The following is a 20472-nucleotide window of genomic DNA, read 5'->3' as shown; positions in this document are numbered from 1 at the left end:
CCCCGTTACCCCGCGATGACCTCCTCTGTGAGGCGGGCCTTTGCAAAGGCGGCCTTCTCGCGATCGAGCAGCTCGCGAGCCCAGAGCGGGGCCTCGGCCCACGGAAGCAGCGACCAGAGCAGTTCCTGGCGGCGACGGGATACCACGCGCGACGCCAGTGCGCCCCACGGCCGGTCAGACGCCGGGAACCCCAGGGCACCCAGCGCCGAGAGCGCCTCGAACACGAGCGCGTCGCACCTGCCCTCCCGAAACAGGTCCTCCGACGTCACGGGCAGCGTGACCACGCCCATAGCCGTGAGCTCCCGGTTGCGGCGCAGGTCGTCGAGGTACTTCTCGCGCACCTGCCGCACGGCGGTCTCGACGTGCGGCCCGTCGGCCTTGGCTATGGACGCAAGGTCGAGGTGCAGGCGGCCGTCGTAGTTGAAGCCCAGAGGTAGCCCAACCAGCTCGATATCGGGTACGCGCGACGCGGGGCAGCCGCGTTCCACCAGGTAGGAAGCAGTGTAGTGACGGGCGTTGATCGTAACCGGGCCCAGCCCATACCCCAGTTCGCCCACCGGGAGGCTCAGCATTGTTGCGAGCAGGTCCTCCATGGGTGACCAGGCGTTGTCCGCCACGTACGCGAGGGTTGCGAGCGCCTGACGCGTGTCTCCGCAGTACCGGCAGCTCCGAACAAACCGCTCTATCCGCTCGACCGAGGTGAGCGGGCTAAGGTCAAGCGTGACGTCTCCTGTCCGCGGCCGCAGCGGGTCACGGGAAAACGTGCCGCAGAGCTCGTAGCCCAGCAGCGCGTGGACGGGCACGGGAAGAACCTCCGCGAGCTCAAGGAACAGCAGCTCGGGAGCGGGGAGAAAGAGCCCGTCGCCGAGGTTGAGGAACGAGTCGTCGGGCAGCCCTGCCCCATGACCCGACAGGACGCAAAGGACGCCTGCACGCGAGAGCTTGGCGAGGGAACCGCCACGTGAAGGGGGCGTTCGGCGCTTGGCGGGTCGGCAAGCAGCAGCACGTCGAGAGGCAGCGATTCCCTGGTCCAGCGCCTGCGCGGCTCGGGGCTCGGAGCGGGGAGCGCGCAGCGGTCGTGGGGCAGACGTCTGCGCCTTCTCCGGTCACGAAGCACGCGCAGGGCGTCAAGTCCGTCGAGGGCGAGGCGCATGTCCCCTCCGTTCTTTTGAGGTGTGGGGTGGCGCTAGTATACAAGAATTGCTTAAAAAGAGATATTTTTTCAGTTTGATAGATAACTTTGTATATTAATCACGCAAGGGGAATGCGCAACCAGCGCGGTTTATGTGCCGGCGTCCGCACGGTCCTGCAACCCCGCCGCCCGCGCCCGCGAATGTTTCAAGACAGAATCGTTTCACGGCGCCCCCGGCGCTCGCCCGCGCGCAAGCCGTATAGTCAGCCTCGTCAGACAGCCGCGGGCCAATAGCTCGCGCCCGCTCAACTACTGAGGAGGCCAACGTTGATGAACGTTTCCCGCGCGCACGTGTGCGCCACCTCCCTCCTCGCCCGACGCCAGAACCGACGAATCACGCCCGCGACGTCGCGCGTGACGCTCTAGCCTGCCGGTTCCTCGGTTCAACCTGGCTTCTAGCGCCCCGCGACGTCGGGGCTTTTCTGTATGGCTGACACAGCACACACCCAAGGACACGGCTCCCACCCAAGGAAAGGGAACATCATGGCAGAGAAGGAAAAGGTCGTCCTCGCATACTCCGGCGGACTGGACACGTCCGTCATCGTCAAGTGGCTGCAGATCGAGAAGAACCTCGACGTCATCGCCATCTGCGGCAACGTGGGCCAGGACGAGAAGGACCTCTCCTGGATCAAGCAGAAGGCCCTCGACATGGGCGCCATCGCCTCCGAGGCGCTTGACATGCGCGCCGAGTACGCCGCGAAGATCCTCTCCAAGGCCATCTGGGCCAACGGCAAGTACGAGGGCGTCTACCCGCTGCTCTCCGCGCTCAGCCGTCCGCTGATCTCCAAGCACCTCGTGGACATCGCGCACCAGTACGGCGCCAAGTACATCGCCCACGGCTGCACCGGTAAGGGCAACGACCAGGTGCGCTTTGAGACCTGCATCCGCGCGCTCGACCCCGAGCTGGAGATCATCGCCCCCGTGCGCGAGTGGGACCTCACCACGCGCGACTCCGAGATGGAGTGGGCCGAGGCCAACGGCGTGCCCGTGCCCACCACCAAGAAGAAGCCCTACTCCATCGACGACAACCTCTGGGGCCGCGCGATCGAGTGCGGCGTGCTCGAGGACACCTGGAACAAGCCGCCCTCGGACATCTGGACGATGACGGCCAACCTCGAGGACTGCCCCGCGGAGCCCGAGGAGGTCGTGATCAGCTTTGAGGAGGGCATCCCCACCGCCATCAACGGCGAGAAGATGGACCTGCTCAGCCTCATCATCAAGGCCAACGAGATCGCCGGCCGCAACGGCTACGGCCGCATCGACATGATCGAGGACCGCGTCGTGGGCATCAAGAGCCGCGAGTGCTACGAGTGCCCGGCCGCCCTCCTGCTCATCCAGGCGCACCAGACGCTCGAGCAGCTCTGCCTCGATGCCGAGACCCTCAAGCAGAAGGCCAAGATGGACGTCGAGTGGGCCTCCACGGTCTACCGCGGCCTCTGGTTCTCCCAGAACCGCAACGCTATCGACGCCTACAACGCCTACACGCAGAAGTTCGTGACCGGCGACGTGCGCATCATCCTCTGCAAGGGCGGCCTCTTCGTGGACGGCGTGCGCAGCCCGTACAGCCTCTACGACTACAACCTCGCCACCTACGACGAGGGCGACACCTTCGACCACAGCGCCGCCAAGGGCTTCATCGAGCTCCACGGCCTCCAGTCCAAGACCTGGTCCAAGGTCCAGGGCCCCGGCTCCGGCCTTCAGCCCGTCCACTAGCCTGGCAGAGGCGGCGGGGTAGACCGTCACAGACGACGCCATGACAGGGCCGGCCGGGGTCATCTCGGCCGGCCCCGCGCTTTGCGGCGCGCGACGACTGAAACAAACCTGTCCCCCGTGCGGGCGGCCAAAACGTTCCGCGTGCGGTAAGCTGTGCGGAAGAGAGCTTGAAAAACGAGGAGGGCACATGGCGCTGTGGGGCGGCAGGTTCGAGAAGGGCGTGGACGCGTTCACGCAGGAGTTTGGCGCAAGCCTTGAGGTCGACAAGAACATGGCGGCCCAAGACATCGCCGGCAGCCGCGCGCACGCGCGGATGCTCGCCGAGCAGGGCATCATCTCGCCCGAGGACCAGGCGGCGATCGACGCCGGCCTTGCGGACATCGCGGCGCAGATTAAGAACGGCACCTTTGCCTGGGACGTCAACGACGAGGACGTCCACATGGCCGTCGAGGGCGCGCTCACCCGCGCGATCGGCGCGCCCGGCGGACGGCTCCACACGGGCCGCTCCCGCAACGACCAGGTGGCCACCGACATCCGCCTGCTCGCCAAGGACCTCTGCGACCAGCTGCTCGCCGGCAACGTGGCCCTGCGCCGCGTGCTCGCGGACGCGGCCGAGAAAAACCTCGACGTCGTGATGCCCGGCTACACGCACCTCCAGCACGCCCAGCCGGTGCTGCTCTCCCACCACCTGCTCGCGTACTTCTGGATGTTCTCGCGCGACTTCACGCGCCTCGTCGCCGCGCGCACGGCCGCGGACGCCAACCCCCTCGGTGCGGCGGCGCTCGCCGGCACCACCTACCCGCTGAACCGCGAGCGCACCACGGAGCTCCTCGGCTTCAGCCGCATGATCCCCAACTCGCTCGACGCCGTCTCCGACCGCGACTACCTGCTCGACCTCGAGTACGCCTGCGCCGTGAGCATGATGCACCTCTCGCGCCTCTGCGAGGAGATCGTGCTCTGGAGCTCCACCGAGTTTGGCTTCATCACGCTCTCGGATGCCTACTCCACCGGCAGCTCCATCATGCCGCAGAAGAAGAACCCCGACTTCGCCGAGCTCACGCGCGGCAAGTGCGGACGCGTCTACGGCGACCTGATGGCGCTGCTCACCACGATGAAGTCGCTGCCCTTGGCCTACAACAAGGACCTCCAGGAGTGCAAGGAGGGCCCGCTCGACGCCGCGCGCACGCTCTCCGACTGCATGGAGATCGCCTCGGGCATGATCGAGACCATGACCGTCAACGCTGACGCCATGCTCGCGCAGGCCGGCACGGGCTTCTCGGCGGCAACTGACGTGGCCGACTACCTGGCCAAGAAGGGCATGCCCTTCCGCGAGGCGCACCGCGTGGTGGGCGAGCTCGTGCTGTACTGCGAGAAGCACGGCAAGGGCCTCGAGGACCTCACGGCGGAGGAGTTTGCCGCCGCGAGCCCGCTCTTCGAGGAGGACATCGCGCGGGACCTCGACCCTGCCGGCATCGCCACCGCGCGCGTGACCTACGGCGGCACCGGCCACGACGCGGTGGTCGTGCAGCTCGAGGAGGCCCGCTCCGCCCTCGCCTCGGATGAAGCGAGGGTGAACTAACGTGACCGGCGAGCACGGGCGTGCTCGGTGGCCGATCGTCCTCGTGGTTCTTCTCGCCCTTGTGGCGGCTGGCGCCATCGCGCTTACCGGGATGGTGAACGCTCGGCTTGCGTCCCAGCGCGCCGGCGAGGGTGCGGTCTCGGCCCCCTCGATGCCCGTCCTGCTTGACGGCGAGCCCCGCACGGGCCGCTTTATTGCGCACCTCGAGTTCACGAGCATGGCAGCCCCTGCCGACGCCCAGGTCTCGACGGACGTGGCCTGGGACGACGACTGGTTCTTCCAGGACCCCACCGTCTACAACCACGAGCTCGCGACCACGTGCTCGGTGCTCTCGGCCATCGCCAACTCGGAGTCCGCCTACTACCAGGCCGGCTCCGGCGCGCCCGCCTACATGGAGGACGCCCTCGCCGAGCTGGGCTTTGAGGACGTCTCGACCGCCTCCTACCAGTACCGCAGCGAGGTCATCGACGAGGTCGTGAACCTGCTTACCAACTCCACGGACGTCACGGCGTACACGATCGCGTCCAAGCAGGTCACGAACTCGCAGACCGGGCAGGAGAAGACGCTCCTTCTGGTCTCCATCCGCGGCTCGTACGGCTCCGAGTGGCTGTCCGACGCCAACATGGGGGACCCGCGCGAGCTTGACCTGGCCGAGGCGGACCACCGCGGCTTCTCGGAGCCGGCAAACGAGGTGCTCTCCGCGCTCACCGACCGCATCGAGTCGATCGCCCTGAACGGCGGCTCGGTCGACGACGTCGCGCTGCTCTTCTGCGGCCACTCCCGCGGCGCCGCGGCGGCCAACCTCGCCGCGAGCTACGCGGACGACTACGCCGACTCCTTGCGGCCGCTCGCGCCGCTCGACTCCATCTACGCCTACACCTTTGCGTGTCCGCGCACCACGACCATGTCCAACGCGTCCGACGCCCTCTACGACAACATCTGGAACGTGCTCAACCCGGCCGACATGGTGCCGCGGATGCCGCTTGCCGCCTGGGGCTACACGCGCTTTGGACACGACCTCTGGCTGCCGGAGCCCGGGTGCGAGCCCTTTGACGAGACCTACGACGCCATGCGCTCGGCGTTCAGGGAGAACGTGGGGACGGAGAGCCCCTACGAGCCCTCGGACGCCTCCACGGTCGACTACTTTGAGGACCGCCTCGCGGAGGACATTAGGGCCCAGGACGAGTTTGAGTCCATCGGCGGCGTCGCGTCCGTCGTGCGCCACATGGCGCTGGACATGAACGTCATGCGCGTGCTCTACGGCCACTACCCCAACGTCTACATCGCCTGGATGCAGGCCACGTCGGCCGAGGACCTGCGCCTCGAGCGATAGGGCCGCGCCCGCCCCGCGCCAGCTTTGGGGAGGCGTTGCCGAACACCGACCAATTCCCGCCGTCAGCCGAACGGCAGGTTCCCCCATGCGGCATTTCTGCAAGCCCGGGCATCTTCTTGGTAGGTATCCCTCTGTTCCTACGCGAGAAGGGCGGGAATCATGAGACGGGATCGCAGATGGGCCAGATGGCCCCTCGCGGTGCTGCTCGGCACCGCGCTTGCCCTCGTGCCCCTGACGGGCGCGCTCGCCACTTCCATGGAGGGTGATGGAGCCGGGGACCAGCCGGGTGCCGTCGCGATAGACGACGGCGACGTGACGGACCCCGCCACCACGGGCGTCGAGGACCCGACGGAGGGCGCCGCGCCCGACACCACGGGTGGCCCCGCCACCACGGGCGACCCCACGGAATCCGCGACCGCGGTTTCCTCTGCGGAGGAGCTTGCCGCCGCCCTCGAGGCGGGCGGGAAAATCGTCTTGGCCGAGGACATCACCCTGGCCGCCGACCCGCTTGTGGTGGCCACGGACACGCAGCTTGACCTGAACGGTCACGTCCTGACCGGCACCCTCAGGGTCGGTGAGGCAACGCTCACCCTGCAGGACACTGCTGGAGGCGGCCTCATGGCAGGCCCGACGGAGGAGTTCCCCCTCATCAAGGGGGATGGTGCCACGGTCATTGCCGAGGGCGGCGCATTTTCCGTCAGCCCGCCGGAGTGGCTTGAGCTCGCCGCAGGGCTTGAGCTGGTCGAGAAGGACGGCGCCTGGGTGGTCTCCGCCATCCCCGCGCACGTGCACGAGCTGACCGCCTACGAGGCCGTTCCCGCCACCTGCACGGAGGAGGGCGGGTCCGCGTACTGGGCGTGCGCAGGCTGCGGCGAGCTCTTCGCCGACGAGGCGGCCACGACCCCGGTCACGCCGAACGAGCTCGTGGTTCCGGCCACGGGCCACGCGCTCGAGGCCGTGCCCGAGGTGGCGCCTACCTGCACGCAGGCCGGAACGATGGCGCACTGGCGCTGCGCGACGTGCGGCGCGCTCTTCGCCGACGAGGACGCGAGCGTGTCCGTGACGGCCGACGAGCTGGTGACGCCCGCCAGTCCGCACCAGCTCGAGGCGGTCCCGGGGATTGCGGCCACCTGTACGGAGCCCGGGCGCGCCGCCCACTGGCGCTGCACCGCCTGTGGCGCGCTCTTTGGCAATGCCCGCGCGACCGAGGCGCTGGACGAGGGGTCGCTCGAGGTCCCTGCAACCGGGCACGTGCTCGCCTACCACGAGGCCGTGGCCGCCACGACCGAGGCCCCCGGCAACCTGGCGTACTGGGAGTGCACGGAGTGCGGCACGCTCTTCGCCGACGAGGCCGCGACCACAGAGACCACGCTCGAGGCAGTCACCACCCCGCGCCTCCAGGTGTTCACGGTCACCTTTGACGACTGTCTCGTGAACACGGAGGACGTCAAGGTTTCCGTCACCGAGGGCGGGACCGTCGCCCGGCCCAAGGACCCCACGGCCAAGGGATACGTCTTCAAGGGCTGGTACCTCTTCGACGGCACCTGGCCTAAGGACCCCTACGACTTTGCCCAGCCCGTGACCGGCGACCTCACGCTCTACGCCAAGTGGGAGGAGGACCCTGACGCCAAGCCCGAGGCAAAGGACGAGAAGAACGACGAGTCCATTCCCGAGACCGGCGACACCGCCAACGCCGCCGCCTCGATCATGCTCGCCTCCCTCGGCGTCCTGGTCATCGTCGGGACCACCCTTCTGCGTCGCAGGTTCGTCCGCTGATGCCAAGGGGGCATTCCCCCAGCATCACGTGCCGACCAAACGCCATCATGACGATGGCGCCTTCGGGGCCCTGCCGAGCGCGGGGCCCCGCTCGTTGTGCAGGGGACCGCGCCCGCCCGCGCGCCACGTTCCCGAGCCGTCGCGTCCACTGCATCGCCTGCGCGGCCCGTGCGTACCTGACGCTGCGCTAAACTAGAGACGTATGCGCCGCGCGACGCCGAGGAGGCCTCAATGATTGATCGCTACACCCGTCCCGAGATGGGCCACATCTTCTCGCTGGAGAACAAGTACGCCATCTGGCAGGAGATCGAGGTTTTGGCCTGCGAGGCGCACGCCGAGATGGGCAAGATCGGCATCACCCGCGAGGAGGCCGCCTGGATCCGCGCTCACGCAAAGTTCAACAAGGAGGAGGTCGACGCCATCGAGGCCGTGACCAACCACGACGTCATCGCCTTCCTCACCAACATGGGCTCCTACATCGACGCGGAGGTCCCCGAGGGCGAGCCCAAGCCCTCTCGCTGGGTCCACTTTGGCATGACCTCCTCCGACCTGGGCGACACGGCGCTCTGCTACCAGCTCGTCCAGGCCACCGACCTCATCATCGAGGACGTGAGGAAGCTCGGCGAGATCTGCCGCCGCCGCGCCTTCGAGGAGCGCGACACGCTCTGCGTGGGCCGCACGCACGGCATCCACGCCGAGCCCATGACCTTTGGCATGAAGTTCGGCAGCTGGGCCTGGGAGCTCCGCCGCGACCTTGACCGCCTCATCGACGCCCGCAAGAACGTGGCCTTTGGCGCCATCTCCGGCGCGGTGGGCACCTACTCCTCCATCGACCCCTTCGTCGAGGAGTACGTCTGCGAGCACCTGGGCCTCGTGCACGACCCGCTCTCCACGCAGGTCATCTCCCGCGACCACCACGCCTACCTCGCCGGCGTCCTGGCCACCACCGCCGCCACCTGCGAGCGCATCGCCACGGAGATCCGCAACCTCCAGAAGACCGACACCCTCGAGGCCGAGGAGCCGTTCAAGAAGGGTCAGAAGGGCAGCTCGGCCATGCCGCACAAGCGCAACCCCATCACGATGGAGAAGGTCTGCGGCCTCTCGCGCGTGGTCAAGGCCAACGCGCAGGTCGCCTTTGACAACGTGGCCCTCTGGCACGAGCGCGACATCTCCCACAGCTCCGCCGAGCGCGTGGCGCAGGCCGACAGCTTCATCGCGCTCGACCACATGTTCCAGTGCCTCATTCGCGTGGTGGACGGCCTCATCCTCTACCCGGCGCAGATGCTCGCCAACCTCAACAAGACGCGCGGGCTCATCTACTCCTCCAAGGTCCTTCTCGCCCTCGTGGAGACGGGCATCACGCGCGAGGAGGCCTACGCGATCGTCCAGGACAACGCCATGGCCACGTGGCGCGAGGTCCAGCAGTGCGCCGGCGGCACCACGTTCCGCGAGAAGCTCGAGGCCGACCCGCGCTGCACCGTCTCCGCGGACGTCCTCGACGCCATCTTTGACCCGCGCGCCTTCCTCACGCGCGCCGGCGTGGTGTTTGACCGCCTGGAGCAGCTGAATTTCGACTAACCGCACGCCGTGCAAAAGGGACAGTCACTTTTGCACGCTGCCGACAGACACCAGAGAGCGTGCAAAAGTGACTGTCCCTTTTGCACGGGAGGAACGGACATGCGCTTTGACTACACCCCGCGCGGCGTGTGCTCGCGCGCCATTCACCTCGAGCTCTCCGACGACGGGAAGACCATCGAGTCCGTGAGCTTCGAGGGGGGCTGCAACGGCAACCTCAAGGCCATCGGCCGCCTGGTCGCCGGCAAGCCCGTCGACGAGATCGCCCAGGTCCTCGCCGGCAACACCTGCGGCCCGCGCCCGACGTCGTGTGCCGACCAGCTCTCCCGCGCGCTCGTCGAGGCCGCGCAGGCCGCGGGCGCCGCCCAGTAGCGGCGGGCGGACACCCATGCGCCCCCGGAAGATCACCAGGCGCTCGCTCTTCAAGACCGTCGCCGCCGGCGGTGCCGTCGCGGCCGCGGTGGGTGTTCTCTCCGGCTGCTCCCACACGCCGAGCGACCCCTCCCCCGAGCCCGTCGTCGTGGACGAGGACTCCGCGGTCAGCGTGACGGACTCCTTTGAGAGCGTGACCCTCGACATGGCGCCGGAGAGCTCCTGGACGCTCCCCCTGGGAAACGTCCTGCACCCGGCCGAGGGCTCGTGGATTCCCGTGACCTCGGCGGGATCCTCGGCGACGCCCATGGTCAAGGGCTCCGCGCTCTCCCTTGCCACCGGGCAGCTCTCCGTGGTGGTGCCCGAGCCCCTGGGGGCCGCGGCCACCACGGTCATCTATGACGTGCGGTGCTCCGACGAGCTCTACGCCTGGGTTGAGCTCGACCTGGTGTCGCGCGCGTGGCGCCTCTACGCGTCGTCCTTCTCGGAGGGGGCGCTCAGCGGCGAGACCAAGACCCTCTGGGAGGGCACGGCCGACTTTGACCCCGCGCCCTTCGCGGTGAGCGGGGACTGCGTCATCTGGCAGGTCCAGCCCTCGACGAGCGGCTCCAAGACGGCGGAGCACTCCTTCTGCTACCTCTGGCACGCGGGCGCCGCCGACGCCAAGGCCGTCGTGGAGTCCCCGGGCCGCTTTGCCACGGCGCCCACCGTCTCCGACGGCGTCGTGGTGCTGGCGCCGCGCGTCCGGGCCGAGGAGGGCACGTTCTACGGAGTGACGGCCTACGCGCTCTCCGACGACCTCTCCACCACGATCGACCAGCTCGTGATGCCCCAGGGCGTGCGGCCGTTTAGGGCCTGCCGCGTGGGCGAGCGGTTTCTCGTCTCGGTTGAGGCGAGCTACAGCTCGGGCGGGCTGCTCGGCCAGATGGGCACCTACATGGGCACCTCCTCGGCGGGGTTTGTGAAGCTCGCGCTGGAGCCCTCGGAGTGCGGCTGCGGCAAGGGCGACCGCTTCCTCATCAAGCGGAACTCCTCGTATCTGCTGGTGGACCTTGCCGCCAAGACCTACGGGCTTCTCGCCTCGATGGACCGCGCGGTGGACTATGGGGAGTTCCCCGCCCGCGTGGGGTCGTGCGAGCTCTTTGTGACCTTCTCGACCGTCAAGGACCCGAGCACCGGCTACCCCGCTTCCGTCTCCGTGCGGACCTTCCGCCTGTGAGTGGGATTCGAAGCGTGCCCAGTGGGGTACACTAGGGTCACCACGGGCCGGATTTCCGGCGACGCCGAAAGCGCAACGCAAGGAGGCCAGCATGGCTTCGGATGAGAAGAAGATTCTGCTCGTTGAGGACGAGAAGGCCATCCGTGACGCGGTGGCCGCCTACCTTGAGCGCGAGAACTACATCGTGCGCGGGGTGGGCGACGGACAGAGCGCGGTCGAGGAGTTCGAGAAGCACACCTTCGACCTCGTGATCTTGGACCTCATGCTCCCCAAGCTCTCCGGTGAGCGCGTGTGCCGCGCCATTCGCGAGACCTCCAACGTGCCCATCATCATGCTCACCGCCAAGGGCGAGGTCGAGGACCGCATCATCGGCCTGGAGCTCGGCGCGGACGACTACCTCATCAAGCCCTTCTCCCCGCGCGAGCTCGTGGCCCGCGTGCGCGCCCTGCTGCGCCGCGCCCACACCGAGGCCGAGCCCGCCCTCGAGGTGCTCGACTTTGGCGACCTCGTGATCGACATCTCGGGCCACAAGGTGCTCGTCGAGGGCAAGGAGGTCGACCTCACGGCCTCCGAGTTCAAGCTCCTCACCACGCTCGCGCGCTACCCGGGCCGCGTCTACACCCGCATGGAGCTTGTCGAGAAGGTCCTCGGCTACGACTTCGAGGGCTACGAGCGCACCATTGACTCCCACGTCAAGAACCTCCGCGCCAAGCTCGGCGACGACCCGCGCAACCCGCGCTGGCTCTATACCGTCCACGGCGTGGGCTACCGCTTCGAGGCCTCGGAGAAGGCGGCCGACGCCAGCTCCAAGTAGGGACGCGTCATGTCGGCGCGCTTTGTGACCGGAGGAGGCCCCCGACCTGAGGACGGGGGTTCTTCTCGCACGTCTACCCTCAGCCGATGGAACACCATAAAGCGCTCCCCCAAGAACGGCCGCCCCTTTGCGGCGAGCCTGACCCTTGCCTTTGCCCTCACGGCGCTCATGACCACGCTCGTGCTCGTGGCCGTGCTCGCCAACGTGTGGGGCGCGCAGTTCAGGGCCTACACGCGCCAGAACATGCAGAGCATCGCCGACTCGACGGCCGCCTCGATCTCAGAGGCCTATGCCGAGTCCGGCGACCTTGACGAGGCCGCCGTCTCGGCCGCGTCAGGCACCTCGGCCCTCTCCCCGGACATCGTGGTCCAGGTGCTCGACGCCACGGGTGACGTTCTCTACGACGACACCTGGGCGCACCCCCTCACGTCCTCGCGCGTGCCCGACTCGCAGCGTGTGCCCGCCGTGGCGCCCACGGCGCAGGAGGACCTCGTCACCTCGAAGATCGAGGACCCCTCCGGGCGCGTGGTGGGCACGGTCCGGATCTGGGCCTTTGGCTCCGAGGCGCTCCTCACCAAGGTGGACGCCGCCTTTCAGACCAACTCCTACGGCGCCATTGCGGGCGCCGCGGCGATCGCCCTCGTGCTTGCGTGCGTGATCGGGTACTTTGTGTCGCGCGGCATGGCGGCGCCGGTCCAGCGCATCACCTCGACGGCGCGCCAGATCAGAAACGGCGACCTCACCGCGCGCACGGGCGTCTCCGGCACCGACGAGCTCGGCCAGCTGGGAGAGACCTTCGACGACATGGCCACCACCATCGAGCGCGACCTCAAGCTCGAGCACCGCCTCACCGGCGACGTGGCCCACGAGCTCCGCACGCCGCTCATGGCCATGCAGGCCACGGTCGAGGCCATGCAGGACGGCGTGCTCCCCGCAGACGACGAGCACCTCGAGGTCGTGGCGTCTGAGGTGCGCCGGCTCTCCCGCCTCATTGACGCCATGCTCAAGCTCTCCCGCCTCGAGAACGGCACCACGGAGCTCAAGGTGGAGCGCACCGACCTGGTCTACCTGGTCAAGAGCCTCGTCTCCTCGCAGCATCAGCTCTTTCACGAGAAGGGCCTCCACCTGCGCTTTGTGGACGAGTCCGTGCACGGGGAGCTCTATGCGGACGTGGACCCCGACCTCATCCGCGAGGCCATCGTCAACCTCATGAGCAACGCCATGCGCTACACCAACGCGGACGGCTGGGTGAAGGTGTCCCTGCGCCCCGAGCGCTCCGACGTGCTCATCTCGGTCCAGGACACGGGCATCGGCATTGCCAAGGAGGACATCCCGCAGACGTTTGCCCGCTTCTGGCGCTCCGACGTGAGCCGCGAGCGCGTGTCTGGGGGCCTGGGCGTGGGCCTGGCCATCACCAAGGAGATCGTGGACCGGCACAATGGCACGATTCTCGTGGAGTCAGAGCTCGGTCGCGGCACCACCTTCACGCTGCGGATTCCCCAGCGTCGCGCCCGTCGCGAGCAGGACAAGTAGGGGCGCGGGCGCACGGCTTCTCCGGGCTGGGGTCGTCGCGCCGCGAGCGCCTGCGCGCGGGCGTTTCGCTGGCCGGGGTTCTTCTCGCCGCGCGATTCCGGGGCCCGCCTGGCACCGCGGCTCCTCTTGTCTGGGCCCCTGGCCGGCGGCCTTTCCGCCCCCGCCCTCGGCCGGGGGCGGTATACTGACTGGTTAGGGTAACCACAACGAAAGGATGGCGTATGTCCCAGATGGAGCTTCGCCCGGATTCGCACGGCAAGGTCCGTGACATCTACGACTGCGGCGACAGCCTGCTCATGGTGGCGTCCGATCGCATCAGCGCCTATGACTTCATCCTCCCCGACGAGATCCCCCACAAGGGCGAGATCCTGACGCGCATCTCCGCGTTCTGGTTCGAGCGCTTTGCCGACCTCATCCCCAACCACATGATCAGCTGCGACGTGGCGGACCTGCCCGAGGAGTTCAAGCCCTACGCGGACTACCTCGCCGGTCGCTCCATGCTCGTCAAGAAGGCCCAGACCGTGCCCATCGAGTGCATCGTCCGCGGCTACCTCACCGGCTCCGGCAAGAAGACCTACGACGAGGACGGCACCGTCTGCGGCATCAAGCTCCCCGACGGGCTCACCGAGGCCTCCAAGCTCCCCGAGCCGATCTTCACCCCGTCCACCAAGGCGGAGCTCGGCGACCACGACGAGAACATCTCCTTTGAGCGCTGCTGCCAGATCGTGGGCGAGGACGTTGCGGCCCAGCTGCGCGACGCGTCTCTGGCCATCTACAAGGCTGCGGCCGACTACGCCGCCGACCAGGGCATCATCATTGCCGACACCAAGTTCGAGTTTGGCTTCATCGACGGCAAGCTCACGCTCATCGACGAGTGCCTCACGCCCGACTCCAGCCGCTTCTGGCCGGCCGACTCCTACGAGGAGGGCAAGGTCCAGCCGAGCTACGACAAGCAGTACGTCCGCGACTGGCTGCGCGCCAACTGGGACATGACCGGTGAGCCGCCGCGCATTCCCGCCGAGGTCATCGAGGGCACGTCCGCTCGCTACGCCGAGGCGTTCCAGATCATCACCGGCACGGAGTTCGTGCCCGTTCGCTAGCCGTCCGTCAGCCTGGCGGCAGCGCGACGTGCGCCTGTCGCCAGGTGCGACGTGCGCCATTTACGTACGCTCATCCGCACGTTAAGGAGTTCCATGTCACTGCGAGACACCATCGAGGGCGCCCGTCGCGAGGCGGAGGGCAACGCCGTCGGCCGTCCCAAGAAGGAGGCCGCGTCCATGGGCGTGGGCGAGGAGGAGAAGCGCGGCTTCTCGCGCAGCTCCGCCTCCAAGGCCAGGCCCGTGCGCGAGGCGGGCGCGTCCGTCCGCGTCTCCTCAAAGCCCAAGGCCACGACCAACGCCTTCGGCGACAGCACGGAGACCAAGGAGGAGAAGCGCGACCGCAAGCGTCGCGAGCGCGAGGAGGAGGACCTGCGTCTGCGCGCGTATGACATCATCCTGCGCAGCCTTCCGGGCTACCGTAAGGCCGAGCGGACCTTCTGGATCACCCTGGGCGTGGGCATGGTCTTTGCCGTCATCTCCCTGGCGTGCAACTTCATCTTCAACAACACGACCGACGTCAGCACGCCCGGCGGGCTCCTGCTGGTTGGGTCGCTCGTGATCGGGTACGCCTGCATCATCGGCGGGTTCATCTACAACCTCGCCAAGTGCCGGCCCTATCGCAAGGAGGCCGAGAAGCGAGTGCGCGGCCTGACGGACAAGAGGCTCGCCGACCTCTTCGAGAAGGACCGCAGGGCCGAGGAGGAGCGTCTCGCGCAGAAGGCCGCAAAGCGCAAGTAGCTTTGTCGGGCGCCGCAAGGGGTGCTAGAATAGTCATCCATGCCTTCGTAGCTCAGGGGATAGAGCACCGCTCTCCTAAAGCGGGTGTCGGCCGTTCGAATCGGCCCGGGGGCACCAGAAAAGACGCAGGCCGTCGGGCATCCACCCGGCGGCCTGTCTTTGTGACGGGTGACTCTGCCGTCTATGCCTGAAGGCCGGGGGGCAGGGCGGAATAGCATACAAATTTGGGACCGAAACTGAAAAAACCGGCCTTTTGCGGGCAACTTTGTATGCTATCGCGCGCTCCCACCTGCGTCCTGCCCACGCGCGGCGGCCGCCCCGCCGCCCCCTGACATGAAAACGCCCGCGGCCGCGGGCGTTTTTGGGAAGTGCTGTTAGCGCGATGGGGTGGTCTCCGTACCGCCGCCGGAGCCGCTGCCGGTCTGGCCGCCCGTGCCCTCCCCGGTGCCGGAGCCGCCGCCCGAGCCAGAACCCGTGCCGGAGCCGCCGCCTGCCGTGCCGCTCGCCTCGGTGGTGAGAACGATCGTCGCCCCCTTGGGCGCCGAGCCCGTGAGCGACTGCTTGGTGACGATGCCGTCGGCGGGGCAGCCCGGAGCCAGCTGCACGTCGAAGCCCCAGACGTCCGCAAGGGTCTCGCGCGCCGCGGCGTAGGTCCAGGAGACGACGTTGGGGATCTGGACGTCAGAGGTGGTCTGCTCGGGCTCGGCGCCCTTGGAGATGACCACGTTGACGTTGCTGTCGGGCGCGACCTGCGTGCCCGGCTCGGGGTCGGCGCTGATGACGCAGCCCTCGGGGACGGTGCTGCTGTACTCCTGCGTGAAGTTGGGGTGCAGGCCAACGGCGTTCAGCCGCTCGTCGGCGCCGTCCCGGGTGTCGCCGAGGATGTCCGGCACGGCCACGGTGCCCGCGCCGGTGGAGACGTGGTAGGTCACGGTGTCGCCGACCTTGGCGGTGTCGCCGGGCTTGGTGTCCTGGCCGCAGACCTTGCCCGCCTCGACCTCGGAGCTCTGCTGGTCGTCGCCGCGGCGACCGATGAGGTTGTACTTCTTGAGCGTCTCCTCGGCCTTCTCGGGCGTGAGGTTCGTGAGGTCGGGGACCTCGGTGTCGGCCGCGGGCTCCTCGCCCTTGGAGATGCGGAGGTTGATCTTGGAGCCCTCGTCGGCCTTGGTGTTGGCCGTGGGGGTCTGCTCGTAGACAAGCCCCTCGTCGACGGAGCTGGAGAAGCCCTCCTTGACCTCGCCGACCTCAAAGCCGGCCTCCCTGATGGCCTCGCGGGCCTGCTGCTCGGTCATGTTGAGCAGGTAGGGGACGTCCTTCTTGGCAACGGCCGAGCCCATGGACATGATGACGGCGGCCGCGATGGCGCCCACCACCACGATGGCGGCGACAACGCCCAGGATGACGTTGCGACGGTGCTTGCGCTCGCGCTCAGCATCCTGCTCGGCGGCCTGCTCCGTGGCGGACTGCGGGCGGTAGCGGTTGGTGCGCTCGACGCGCGGCAGCGAGGCGGTGCCGTTCTTGGCCGGGACCATCCCCTCGCCGTGCTCGAGCTTGTTGGTCACCTGCGCGGGGAGCATCGCCGTGGCGGAGTTCACGGCCTGGACGCGACCGGAGAGGTAGTCGCGCAGGGTGCGGTAGAGCTCGTCGGCCGTCTGGAAGCGGTCGGCGGGGTTCTTCTGCATGCACTTGAGGATGATGGCCTCGAGTGCCGGGTCGACGTTCGGGTTGAGCTGGCTCGGCGGCTTGGGCTGCTCGTTCACCTGCTTGAGCGCCACCGAGATCGCGTCATCGCCCTGGAAGGGGACCTGGCCCGTGGCGGCCTCGTACATCACGATGCCGAGGGAGTAGATGTCGGTGGTGGGGCCGAGCGGCTTGCCCTGCGTCTGCTCAGGGGAGACGTAGTGGGCGGTGCCGAGGACGGAGTTGTCCTGGGTGAGGTGGCTGTTCTTGGCGCGGGCGATGCCAAAGTCCATCACCTTGATGTTGCCGTCGGGCTGCACCATGATGTTCTGCGGCTTGATGTCGCGGTGGATGATGTCGTGCTTGTGCGCGACGGAGAGGGCCTGCGCGATCTGCGACCCGATCTGCGCGACCTTCTTGCAGTCAAGTGCGCCGTGCTTGCGGATGCCGCTCTTGAGGTCGGTGCCGCGGAGGAACTCCATGACGATGTAGTAGGTGTCGGCGTCCTTGCCCCAGTCGTAGACGCTCACGATGTAGGGGCTCTGGAGCGCCGCGGCCGCCTGGGCCTCCTGCTTGAAGCGCGCGGCAAAGGACGGGTCGGCGGCGTACTGCGGCAGCATCGTCTTGATGGCGACGGTGCGCCCGAGCACCTCGTCGAGCCCGCGGAAGACCGTTGCCATGCCTCCCGTGCCGATCTTGTCCTGGACCTGGTACCGTCCTCCGAGAACCATCCCTGGCATGTTCTCTCCAATCCCAGACGCGGCCCGCCCGCGTCTTTCTCCTCAAGGGCACCTGGGGTGCCGGCTGTGTAGATGCTTCGTCTGTGCTTCGTTAGTCGTGTGCGTGGTCGTACCTGAAGTGTGTGCGCATCGCCTCCATCATGCCCCGGCGCCGAGCGACTGCACCTGGAGCGCGCGCGCAAGGACCTGGCCCGCCAGCGCGGCGGCACGTCCCTCCACGTCCGTTCCGTCCTGGCCCTCGATGCAGATGGAGATGGCCAGGGTGGGGCTGTCGTACGGCGCGAAGCCGATGAAGAGCGAGTTGATCTTGCCGTCCGCGACCTCGGCCGTGCCGGTCTTGCCGGCGACGGTGGTCCCGCGGACCTGGGCCGCGGTTCCGGTGCCGCTGGCCACGACCTCGCGCATGGCCTCCTTCACCTGAGACGCGGTCTCGGCGGAGATGGCCTGCCCAAGGGAGCGCGGCTCGGTCTTGGAGCTCGAGACGCCCTCCGGGGAGAGGACGTGGTCGACGACGTAGGGGTTCATGGCAATGCCGCCGTTGGCGATGGCCTGCACGAGCACGGCGTTCTGCATGACCGTGGTCTGCGGGCCCGCGGGGCTCTCGTGCTGGCCGACGGGCTGGCCGCAGGCCGCCCAGGCGGTCTCCCACTCCGTCATCTCGGAGGGGTCGGGCATGAGCGAGGCCACGGCGGTGAAGTCCTGGCCGAGCTCGCGCCCGTAGCCGAAGGCGTTGGCGTAGCTCACGAGCGTGGAGGGCCCGACCGCCACGCCAAGCTGCCCGAAGGCGGTGTTGGAGGAAACGGCGAGCGCCTCGGCGAGGCTGAGGTCGCCGTAGCTGTTGCCGTTGATGTTGGTGACCTCGCCCCCGCCGATCTCGATGGGGGAGTCGGCGTCGTAGACGCTCTCGAGCGTGGCCGTCCCCGAGTCGAGCGCGGCGGCAAGCGTGAGTGCCTTGAACGTGGAGCCCGGGGCGTAGAGCGTCTGGGTGGAGCGGTCCACGAGCTCGCCGGAGGAGCCGCTCGTCATGACCGTGTCGAGCTCCTCGACGCGGTAGGTGGGCGTGGAGGCCTTGGCAAGCACCGCACCCGTCTTGGGGTCAAGCACCACGATGGCGCCGGTGTAGCCCTCGAGCGCCCGCTCCGCGGCCGCCTGGATCTGCGAGTTGATGGTCAGCGCCACGGTGGACCCGGGCTGCTGGACGCCCGCCAGGGCGTAGAGGGTGCTGCGCCAGTTGGAGTAGTCGGCGTGCCCGGTGAGGGTCTCGTTCATGGAGGCCTCGATCCCCGAGCTGCCGTACTGCGTGGAGACGTAGCCCACGGTGTGGCGCGCGAGCGTGCCCTGCGGGTAGTTGCGGACAAAGGTGCCGTCGGCCTGCTGGACGCTCTCGGCCAGGGTCACGCCGTCGGAGGTGATGATGGCGCCGCGCTGCACGGAGGCGCTGCGGGCGATGGTGTGGTTGTTGGTGGGCAGGTTCTTGATGCGCTGGGCGTCGAACTGCTGGATGTAGGTCAGGTTGGCGATAAGAACCGCAAAGAGGAGCGAGAAGACCGTGACCAGGCTCGTGAGGCGCTTGCCCAGCGCCACGCGCCCGAGCACGCCGGACTCGGCGGTCGTGAGCGAGAAGCTGCCGCGCGCGTGGGACCCGTGGACCACCTCGGCCGCGTGGGAGCCGGCCGTGGCGCGGGAGCCCGCGCCGGCCCTGCCGGTGAGGGCGAGGATCGGGTCGACGCCGTTCTTCTCGCTCTCAAGGCCGCTCGTCATCTCGGCCTCGCGGCCGGTGCCCTCGTCGCCGGCGCGCAGGAGCAGGCCCACGATGACGAAGCTCGCGAGCAGCGAGGTGCCGCCCTGGCTCATGAAGGGCAGCGTCACGCCGGTGAGCGGCAGGAGCTTGGTCACGCCGCCAACGATGAGGAAGGCCTGGAAGCAGAGGGCCGTGGTGAGGCCCACGGCGGCAAAGGCCGAGGTGCCGGACTTGGCGCGCGCCGCGGTGGCAAAGCCGCGCACGCACAGGAGCAGGTAGAGGATCAGGATGCCGGAGGCGCCGAGCAGGCCGAGCTCCTCGCCGACGGCGGAGAAGATGAAGTCGCTCTCGACCACGGGGATCAGGGTCGAGAGGCCCTTGCCGATGCCGGTGCCCACGAGCCCGCCGTCGGCGAGCGAGTAGAGCGACTGCACGATCTGGTAGCCGCCGCCGGACGCGTCGGCCCAGGGGTCAAGCCAGGTGTTCACGCGCGTCTGGACGTGGCCGAAGAGCTGGTAGCAGGCAACGCCCGCCGCCGCGAGCAGAAGCAGGCTCACCACCACGTAGCTCACCCGCCCCGTGGCCACGTAGAGCATCACCACGAAGAAGGTGAAGAAGAGCAGGGCGCTTCCCAGGTCCGTCTCAAAGACCACCACGAGCAGGGACAGGCCCCACATGATGAAGAGCGGCAGGAGCATGCGGAAGCTCGGGAGCTTGAGCGGCCCCAGGCTCCTTGTGGAGGCGGAGAGCGCCTCGCGGTTGGCGGCCAGGTAGAAGGCCAGGAACAGAACAAGCGCGATCTTGGCGAACTCGCCCGGCTGGAAGCCGAAGCTGCCGATGTAGATCCAGAGCCTGGAGCCGTTGCGCTCGGTGCCCACGAGCATGGGCAGGATCAAAAGGACGATGCCCACCAGCCCGAGCGTGTACTTGTAGCTGGCCAGACGGTCGAGGTTGCGCACAATGGCAAGAACCGCCACCATGACGCCGACCGAGACAAAGAGCCAGAGGGTCTGGCTCTGCGCGAGCGTCGGGGAGAGGCGCGTGAGGAAGGTGATGCCGGTCCCCGAGAGCGCAAAGACGATGGGCAGGATGGCCGGGTCGGCCCCCGGCGCGAGGAAGCGGATGGCCACGTGCGCCACGGCGAAGGCGCCAAAGAGCCCCAGGGGCACGCCCAGCATGGACAGGCTCAGCGTGGAGCTCGTGGTCACGACGTACATCGCGTACAGCAAGATCACGGGGACGGCGGCCAGGAGCAGCAGGAAGAGCTCCGTGTTGCGACGCGAGAGGCCCTTGGGCGCCGGTGCGAGCGGGGCAAGGGCCATGGAGGTCATGGCCTCGACGTCCGCGCGCGACTGGGCACCGGCGAA

The 20472-nt window shown here is 68.2% G+C and carries 15 protein-coding genes and 1 tRNA gene; 13 read left to right on the top strand and 3 right to left on the bottom strand.

The annotated features are described in order from the left end of the window. Window positions 1–5: 5 nt before the first annotated feature. On the bottom strand, window positions 6–803 hold the full coding sequence (locus tag B5F84_RS08640; RefSeq protein WP_087322903.1) for a hypothetical protein: 798 nt from the start codon (window positions 801–803) through the stop codon (window positions 6–8). Between B5F84_RS08640 and B5F84_RS09605 the strand changes: the two genes are divergently transcribed. The 13 genes from B5F84_RS09605 to B5F84_RS08580 all read left to right on the top strand — a co-directional run bounded on the left by B5F84_RS09605 (window position 792) and on the right by B5F84_RS08580 (window position 15061). After that, on the top strand, window positions 792–965 hold the full coding sequence (locus tag B5F84_RS09605; protein ID WP_158094522.1) for a hypothetical protein: 174 nt from the start codon (window positions 792–794) through the stop codon (window positions 963–965). The two genes, B5F84_RS08640 and B5F84_RS09605, sit on opposite strands and share 12 nt — an antisense overlap. Window positions 966–1675: 710 nt before the next feature. After that, window positions 1676–2905, top strand: coding sequence for an argininosuccinate synthase (locus B5F84_RS08635; RefSeq protein ID WP_087322900.1), 1230 nt, complete (start codon window positions 1676–1678; stop codon window positions 2903–2905). Between the two features lie 187 nt (window positions 2906–3092). Continuing rightward, complete coding sequence (gene argH, locus B5F84_RS08630; RefSeq protein ID WP_087322897.1) at window positions 3093–4484, top strand: argininosuccinate lyase; 1392 nt, start codon at window positions 3093–3095, stop codon at window positions 4482–4484. 1 nt (window position 4485) lies between these two features. After that, window positions 4486–5817 carry a hypothetical protein gene (locus B5F84_RS08625; RefSeq protein WP_087322894.1) on the top strand — a complete coding sequence of 444 codons (1332 nt, stop codon included), beginning with the start codon at window positions 4486–4488 and terminating at the stop codon, window positions 5815–5817. Between the two features lie 159 nt (window positions 5818–5976). Continuing rightward, entirely contained in the window at window positions 5977–7593 is a 1617-nt protein-coding gene (locus B5F84_RS09640) for an InlB B-repeat-containing protein (protein WP_204205547.1), read from the top strand. A 231-nt stretch (window positions 7594–7824) separates the two neighbouring features. Further along, entirely contained in the window at window positions 7825–9171 is a 1347-nt protein-coding gene (purB, locus tag B5F84_RS08615) for an adenylosuccinate lyase (RefSeq protein ID WP_087322891.1), read from the top strand. Window positions 9172–9270: 99 nt separating this feature from the next. After that, window positions 9271–9540, top strand: a complete 270-nt coding sequence (locus B5F84_RS08610) for a TIGR03905 family TSCPD domain-containing protein (protein ID WP_087322888.1) — start codon at window positions 9271–9273, stop codon at window positions 9538–9540. A 16-nt stretch (window positions 9541–9556) separates the two neighbouring features. Further along, window positions 9557–10759 carry a Tat pathway signal protein gene (locus B5F84_RS08605; RefSeq protein ID WP_087322885.1) on the top strand — a complete coding sequence of 401 codons (1203 nt, stop codon included), beginning with the start codon at window positions 9557–9559 and terminating at the stop codon, window positions 10757–10759. A 91-nt stretch (window positions 10760–10850) separates the two neighbouring features. After that, a complete protein-coding gene (locus B5F84_RS08600; RefSeq protein WP_087322882.1) occupies window positions 10851–11573 on the top strand; it encodes a response regulator transcription factor in 723 nt (240 codons plus the stop codon). Between the two features lie 9 nt (window positions 11574–11582). Continuing rightward, entirely contained in the window at window positions 11583–13106 is a 1524-nt protein-coding gene (locus tag B5F84_RS08595; RefSeq protein WP_087322878.1) for a HAMP domain-containing sensor histidine kinase, read from the top strand. Window positions 13107–13327: 221 nt separating this feature from the next. Further along, window positions 13328–14206: a phosphoribosylaminoimidazolesuccinocarboxamide synthase gene (locus B5F84_RS08590; RefSeq protein ID WP_204205546.1), complete on the top strand. Its 879-nt coding sequence runs from the start codon at window positions 13328–13330 to the stop codon at window positions 14204–14206. 93 nt (window positions 14207–14299) lie between these two features. Further along, window positions 14300–14944 carry a hypothetical protein gene (locus tag B5F84_RS08585; protein ID WP_087322875.1) on the top strand — a complete coding sequence of 215 codons (645 nt, stop codon included), beginning with the start codon at window positions 14300–14302 and terminating at the stop codon, window positions 14942–14944. A gap of 41 nt (window positions 14945–14985) precedes the next feature. Next, window positions 14986–15061: transfer RNA gene (locus B5F84_RS08580), tRNA-Arg, on the top strand. 257 nt (window positions 15062–15318) lie between these two features. Here B5F84_RS08580 and pknB read toward each other — a convergent pair. Then, window positions 15319–17364 carry a Stk1 family PASTA domain-containing Ser/Thr kinase gene (gene pknB, locus B5F84_RS08575; RefSeq protein ID WP_087322872.1) on the bottom strand — a complete coding sequence of 682 codons (2046 nt, stop codon included), beginning with the start codon at window positions 17362–17364 and terminating at the stop codon, window positions 15319–15321. Window positions 17365–17502: 138 nt separating this feature from the next. After that, window positions 17503–20427, bottom strand: a complete 2925-nt coding sequence (locus B5F84_RS08570) for an FtsW/RodA/SpoVE family cell cycle protein (protein WP_087322906.1) — start codon at window positions 20425–20427, stop codon at window positions 17503–17505. Window positions 20428–20472: the final 45 nt, after the last annotated feature.

This window comes from Olsenella sp. An290, assembly GCF_002159535.1.
In the GTDB taxonomy this organism is placed as follows: Bacteria; Actinomycetota; Coriobacteriia; order Coriobacteriales; family Atopobiaceae; genus Thermophilibacter.
The sequence above is the reverse complement of the archived record's forward strand: the minus strand, read 5'-3'. Positions and strand labels throughout refer to the sequence as shown.